General features: G+C 72.8%; 7 protein-coding genes. 3 read left to right on the forward strand and 4 right to left on the reverse strand.

Annotated features, from left to right (window positions below; all coding sequences use genetic code 11):
* Positions 1 to 2 precede the first annotated feature (2 nt).
* Genes E1285_RS08825 through E1285_RS08840 form a run of 4 tightly spaced genes read right to left on the reverse strand, consistent with a single transcriptional unit; the run spans position 3 to position 4,142 of the window.
* On the reverse strand, positions 3 to 1,274 hold the full coding sequence (locus E1285_RS08825) for a glycoside hydrolase family 4 (RefSeq protein WP_132149963.1): 1,272 nt from the start codon (positions 1,272 to 1,274) through the stop codon (positions 3 to 5).
* Entirely contained in the window at positions 1,271 to 1,942 is a 672-nt protein-coding gene (locus E1285_RS08830; protein ID WP_132149965.1) for an SIMPL domain-containing protein, read from the reverse strand. The genes E1285_RS08825 and E1285_RS08830 overlap by 4 nt, the downstream gene beginning before the upstream one ends.
* 28 nt (positions 1,943 to 1,970) lie before the next feature.
* Positions 1,971 to 3,155 (reverse strand): amino acid deaminase/aldolase, encoded by a 1,185-nt coding sequence (locus tag E1285_RS08835; RefSeq protein ID WP_132149967.1) that lies wholly within the window; start codon positions 3,153 to 3,155, stop codon positions 1,971 to 1,973.
* Between the two features lie 51 nt (positions 3,156 to 3,206).
* Positions 3,207 to 4,142 carry a PHB depolymerase family esterase gene (locus E1285_RS08840; protein ID WP_132149969.1) on the reverse strand — a complete coding sequence of 312 codons (936 nt, stop codon included), beginning with the start codon at positions 4,140 to 4,142 and terminating at the stop codon, positions 3,207 to 3,209.
* Positions 4,143 to 4,302: 160 nt separating this feature from the next.
* Between E1285_RS08840 and purU the strand changes: the two genes are divergently transcribed.
* The 3 genes from purU to E1285_RS08855 form a co-directional block, all read left to right on the forward strand.
* The gene (gene purU, locus E1285_RS08845; RefSeq protein ID WP_243722649.1) at positions 4,303 to 5,151 is read left to right on the forward strand and encodes a formyltetrahydrofolate deformylase; all 849 of its coding nucleotides are present in this window, start codon (positions 4,303 to 4,305) and stop codon (positions 5,149 to 5,151) included.
* A gap of 118 nt (positions 5,152 to 5,269) precedes the next feature.
* Positions 5,270 to 5,884, forward strand: coding sequence for a DUF6286 domain-containing protein (locus E1285_RS08850; RefSeq protein ID WP_132149973.1), 615 nt, complete (start codon positions 5,270 to 5,272; stop codon positions 5,882 to 5,884).
* 1 nt (position 5,885) lies between these two features.
* Positions 5,886 to 6,414 (forward strand): hypothetical protein (locus E1285_RS08855; RefSeq protein WP_132149975.1); only part of this gene is annotated, 529 nt, incomplete at its 3' end.

Raw genomic sequence — 6,414 nt, forward strand, 5'->3', positions numbered from 1 at the left:
GGTCAGGTGAACTGGGGGAGGTGCCCGCGGTGGGCGGCGAGTCCCTCGTCCAGGATCTTCTCGGCGGTGTGCTTGCTCCGGACGAACGGGTGCGCCATGAGGGCCTGCAGCGCGGTCCGGCGGTCGCCGGTGACGGCGGCGTCGGACGCGAGCCGCTCGTAGGCGTGGATCGCCTGGGTGAGGCCGCGCACCGGCCCGGGGAGCGGCCCCATCGTCAGCGGGACCGGCCCGGAGCGTCCGACGAGCGACGGGACCTCGACGATCGCGTCGGGGTCCAGGGACGGGATCGCGCCGTTGTTGCGGGTGTTGACGATCATCCGGCGGCCCTCGTCGCGGTGCAGCGCGCAGATGACGTCGACGGCGAACTCGCCGTGCTCGCCGCCGCCGCGCTCGCGGGACGGGTCGGGATCGGCCTTCCCGGACTCGGCGGTGACCTGCTCGTAGTAGGCGGGGAGCATGGCGAGGATGTCCTGCGCGCGGGTCGTGCCCTTCTTGCGTAGCTCTTCGACCACTTCGTCGTGGAAGAAGTAGTACTTGGCGTAGGAGTTGGGCAGGAATCCGAGCGTTTTGGCGAGTTCGGCCATGCGGGACGGGTCGCGCCATGGTGTCGCGCCCCCGCCGGGGACCTTCAGGTCGTCCAGCAGCAGCGGGACGTCGAGGTCGTGGCCGTCGAGCCGGAGCCGCTGCGCCCATGTGGCGTGGTTGAGGCCGGTCCAGTCGGCCTCCAGTCCCTCGAACGGGAGGCCGAGCAGGTCGGCCCACATCTCGGTGTCGCCGACGGCCTGGTCGCACAGTCCGATGACGCGGGCGCCGGTGGCGCGGGCGACGGCGTCGGTGACGATGTTCGTGGGGTTGGTGTAGTTGACGATCCAGGCGTCCGGGCCGGTGGCGGACGCGATCTCCAGCAGGACGGGCACGGAGCGCAGCGCCATCAGGAACCCGCCGGGCCCCGCGGTCTCCTGCCCGACGACGCCGTGCTTGAGCGGGATCGACTCGTCCAGGTGCCGTGCGGCGAGCCCGCCGGGCCGGAACGTCGTGAAGACGTAGGACGCGCCGTCCAGCGCGGATTTGAGGTCGGTGTGGGCGGAGACGGTGAACGCGGCGTCGCGGGCGGCGAACATGTTGCGCGCGAGCCGCGTCATGACCACCAGGTGCCCGGTGTCGATGTCGTAGCAGGACAGCTCGGTGCCCGCCAGGTCGCCGGCGCGGTGCAGCAGTCCCCGGATCACGCCGGGCATGTAGCCGCTGCCCGCCCCGATGATCGCGATCTTCACCGCGGATCCAGGTCCGGCGGCGACACGGTGAAGCGCGCCTCGACGGCGGCGCGGACGATCTGCTTGGCGGGCTCCAGGTCGATCGGCTCGGGCTCCGCCTCCGCGCCGCCGGGGGCCCGCCCGTACGCGGCGGCGAGCGCGACGGGCCGCTCCTGCGGCCTGCCGAGGCCCTCGTCCGACAGTTCGACCAGGCCGGTGAGCCGGGACCCGAGCGCGTCGGCGTAGCTGCGGGCGCGCTCGACGGCCTCGTGGGCGGCCTGCCGGGCGGCCCGCCCGTACACCTCGCTCTCGCGCCGCAGGTCCCACTCGGGACCGTCCACGGCGGTGCGCTCGAGGTCGCCGAGCCGGGTGACGAGTTCGCCGAGCACCCCGAAGTCCGCGACCGTGATCTTGATCTGGACGGTGCCGCGGTAGGCGCGGATGTCGCCCTCGCGCCGCTTGTACTTCAGCAGCGGAGTGATCGACAGCCCGCCCGTCTCGAGCTTCTCGACGGCCTCGCCGTAGGACTTGACGAGGTCGAGGCAGTGCTGGTTGCGCTCGGTGAGCCGGTCCAGGGCCGTGCGCCGGTCGGACTCCTGGGACTGGACGTGCACGGTCAGCCGCGCGATCTCCGGCTCGGCCTCCAGCACCGCCTCACCGCGGACACTGATCATGGGAGCGTCGCTCATACGCCCAACCTAAACGCTCGGGCGCGCCTCAGAGGAACGTCTTGCCCTCGCCCCGGTAGGTGGGGACGGTCCGGGTCACCCGGTCGCCGTCGATGAGGTGCAGGGCGTCGAAGCGTTCGCACAGCTCACCGGCCTTGGTGTGCCGGAACCAGACGCGGTCGCCGATGGACAGCAGGTCGGCGGAGCGGCCGAGCAGCGGCGTCTGCACCTCGCCGGCGCCCTCGTTGCCGTCGTAGGCCAGGCCGGTCGGCAGGTACGGCTGGGGGAGGCGGACGGTGTCGCCGGTGCCGGAGGCGAGGTAGCCGCCGCCGAGGCAGGTCGCGACGCCGGGCGCCGGGCGCCGCACGACCGGCAGGGCGAACAGCGCGGCGGGACGGCCGCTGAAGTTGGAGTACTGGTCGAACAGGTGCGGCTGGTAGAGGCCGGACCCGGCCGCGACCTCGGTGACCGCGCGCTCGGCGGCGGTCTTCTCGACGCTGCCGGTGCCGCCGCCGTTGACGAACTCCAGGTCGGTCAGCTCCCGGACGGCCCGGACGATCGCGGCGCGGCGCCGGGCGAGCTCCATCCGGGACCGCTGCTGCATGCCGCGGATGACGCGGGCCCGCGCGGGACGTCCGGGCGGGACGTCCCCGACCCCGGCGATCTGCGACTCGTAGGCCATGAGCCCGACGAGGTCGAGCGACGGCCGCTTGAGTATCGCCTCGGCGAACGCGCTGACCTGGGCGGGGGTGCGCAGCGGGGAGCGCAGCGCGCCGATCCGGACCCGTCCGGCCAGCGGGCGGTAGGAGGCGTCGACGTCGATGCAGACGCGGACCGCCCGGTCGCCGGCGGCCGATTCGATCAGGTCGAGGTGCTCGGGGCAGTCGACCATGAGCGTGATGGCGCGGGCGGCGGCGTCGTCGGCGGCCAGTTCGGCGATGGCGGTGCGGTCGGCGGTGGGGTAGGCGACGAGGATGTCGTCGCTGACGCGCTCTCCGGCGAGCCAGAGGGCCTCGGGGAGCGTGAACGCCATGACCCCGGCGAAGCCATCCATGGCGAGGACGTCTTCCAGCAGCGACCGGCAGCGCACCGATTTGCTCGCCACCCGGATGGGCTTGCCGGCGGCGCGCCGGACGAGGCCGTCGGCGTTGGCGCGGAAGGCCGCCAGGTCGACGACCGCGAACGGCGCCTCGATCCCGGCCGTCGCGGCGTCATAGCGGTCCCGGAGGTTCATGCAGGCCAGACTGCCACAGACCGGCGAATGTGAAAAGCTCTCACGTAACGGTCATCGGCCGCCGCGGGGGTGGTCGGCGAAGAAATCCCACAGCATCGCGCTCGCCTCGTCCGGCCACACGTGCTTACCGCCGTTGATCTTGCAGAAGGCCACCGCGACGCCCTGGTCGCCCTTGCCCGTGCTCTCGCACTCGGTGTCGTCGGTGCGCGCCTTGACCCGCTCGGCCGGTTCGGGCAGCCCGGCGACCCGGCGCCAGAACTCGACGGCCTCGGACACGGGCGGGAACGGCCGCCGGTCGTTGAAGTCGCGGTTCCCGCCGCCGTCGAACGGCACGCTCCCGTCCGCCGTCCCATGGAAGATCATCGCCGAGACCGGTTCGCCGGGGTCGCAGTCGGTGACCAGCGCGCCCTCCACGACACCGATCGCCGCGACCTTCCCGGGCTTCTCGCACGCCATCCGGTATGCCATGCCTGCGCCGTTGGAGAACCCGGTGACGTAGACGCGGTCCGGATCGGCCAGCCCGGCGCCGGTGACCTTGTCGATCAGCTTGGTGAGGAACCCGACGTCGTCCACGTTGCCGACCTTCGCCGCGCCGCAGCAGTCGCCGGCGTTCCACGTGGTCATGACGCCGTTCGGGTAGGCGACGAGGAAGCCGTTCTCGTCCGACAGCCCGTTGAAGCCGGACATGTCCTCCATCTTGCCCATGGTGGCGAGCCCGCCGTGCAGGGCGATGACCAGCGCGGGCGGCTCGGCGGGCTTGCCGTCCTCCCACTCGCCGCCCGACACCTTGGACGGGACGTGCAGCAGGAACTCGCGGTGCCCGATCGTCCCCACGTCCATCTTCTGCTTGTGCGTGCCTTCCGAGGTGGGGATGCCGTCCACCTTCGCGGGACGCCCGCCCTCGCCGCCGGTGCCCTCGTCGCCGTCGGTGGTGCAGCCCGCGAGCACGAGGGTGACCGTCAGTCCAACCAGCAGGATTCGCCGCATGAAGGCAAAACTAACCTCAAATCAAGCCCGCAAACTACTCATCAGTAGTCCGCGGGGCCGTCCGTACCCGCGTACCCTCGGAGGGACCCGCCCTGAGCTGCCGCATCGCGCCTTTCGGCGGCCGGGGTTCCGTCCGCGCCGTGAATCAAGAGTGAGACCGTTGAACGAATACGTGCTGACCCTTTCCTGCCCCGACCGGCCCGGCATCGTCGCCGCCGTCTCGGGACTGCTGGCCGAGCGCGGCTGCAACATCCTGGAGAGCCAGCAGTTCGGCGACGCGGGATCCGGAACGTTCTTCATGCGGGTGCAGTTCGCGGCCCTGGACGACACCGACCCCGACGAGCTGCGCGGCGCGTTCGCGTCCCTGGTGCCCGAGCTCGGGCTGCAGTGGCGGCTGCACGCGCTGGCCGACCGCCCGCGCGTCCTGATCATGGTGTCGAAGGGCGGGCACTGCCTCAACGACCTGCTGTACCGGACGCGGTCGGGGCTGCTCGACATCGACGTCGTCGCGGTCGCGTCCAACCATCCCGACCTGCGGCCCCTCACCCAGTCGTACGGGATCGACTACCACCATCTGCCGGCCGGGTCCGGCGGCAAGGCCGCGCAGGAGGCCGAGATCCTCACGCTGGTGGAGCACTACCGCGCCGACCTCGTCGTCCTCGCCCGGTACATGCAGATCCTCTCCGACGACTTCTGCGCCAAGCTGCCCGGCGCGATCATCAACATCCACCACTCGTTCCTGCCGAGCTTCAAGGGCGCCCGCCCCTACCACCAGGCGCACGCGCGCGGCGTGAAGCTGATCGGCGCCACCGCGCACTACGTCACCGCCGACCTGGACGAGGGCCCGATCATCGAGCAGGAGGTCGCCCGCGTCGACCACACCCACAGCCCGGAGGAACTGGTGGCCGTGGGACGCGACGTCGAATGCCTCGCCCTCGCCCGCGCGGTCCGCTGGCACTGCGAGCACCGCATCCTCCTCAACGGTGACCGGACGGTCGTCTTCCGCTGACCTGCACGATCGCTCCCGGCGAACGCGCCGGACGTCGGCATGGCGCGTGTTACTCCACGTGACAATGCCTCACCATGGGTGATGATGTCGGACGTGCCTATGGCTCACGGGGGTGGCCATGACCGAGACGCTGGTCAAGGACCTGATCGAGGAGGCTCGCAACGAGCGGCAGGCGCGGCGGCTCGCCGTCCGTGAGTTCCGGCCGCGGCGCGCGTTCGCCGGGTTCGCCGCCGCGCTGCTGGTCGCCGTGGCGGGCGGGGTGGCCGCCATCGAGCTCCTCGCCGCCGCGCTCGGCTCCGGCGTCCACCCGGTCCCCGGCGTTGACATCGTGGCGGGCGCGCTGCGCAGCCGCTCCTGGCGCGACCCGGAAGTCCTGCTGTGGGCGGCCTCGATCACCGTCTTCGGCCTCGCGTTCCTGCTGGCCGCGCTGCCCGGCCGCCTGCGCGGCGTCCCGCTGGCCGGCTCCGACCCGCGCCAGGCCGGCGCCATCGGCCGCACCGCCCTGCGCCGGACGCTCGCGGACGCGGCGCTCACCGTCCCCGGTATCGAGAGCGCCCGCGTCCGCGGCCTCGGGATCTTCCGCCGGGGCGTCGTCGTCTGGGCGACCACCGAGTACCGGAACCCGGCGAACCTGGAAGAGCTCGTCCACATCGCCGTCGACGCGCGGCTGGACCGCATCGAGCCGATGCACCGGCCGCGGGTCGACGTCCGGCTCGGCTGGCGGAGGGACTGACGTGCGGATCGCGATCGCGTTGACCGGGGCGGTGCTGTTCGCGTGCGGCGGCACGGCGCTCGCCGCCGGGCTCGGCGTCTTCGGCGCCCCGGCGGAGGGGCCGCTGCTCGATCCCGCGCTGGCGCGGTTCGCCGACGGCACCGGCTGGTTCCTGCCCGCCGCGGCGGGCGTCGCGGAGATCCTCGCCCTCGCCGGCCAGCTGTGGCTGGTCGTCCAGGCCCGGTACCTCGTCCACCAGTGGTGGCCGGACCTCGACGCGCAGACCCGCGTCCGCGCCGGGGACGCGGCCGGCGCCCTGGTCCGGGACGCGCGGGAGCTGCCCGGCGTCCACGACGTCCGCGCCCGCCTCACCGGCACGGCGGACAAGCCGCGCCTGCTGCTGAAGGTCGCCTGCGCCGGCGACACCCTGGTCGGCGAGGTGTACGGGGAGCTGGGCGCGGGCCCGGTCGAACGCTACCGCCGCGCCGTCGGCATGCCCGACCTGCCGGTGGTGATCCGCTTCGACCCGGCCCGCCCGCGCCCCCGGACAT

The sequence above is a fragment of the Actinomadura sp. 7K507 genome (assembly GCF_004348425.1).
In the GTDB taxonomy this organism is placed as follows: domain Bacteria; phylum Actinomycetota; class Actinomycetes; order Streptosporangiales; family Streptosporangiaceae; genus Spirillospora.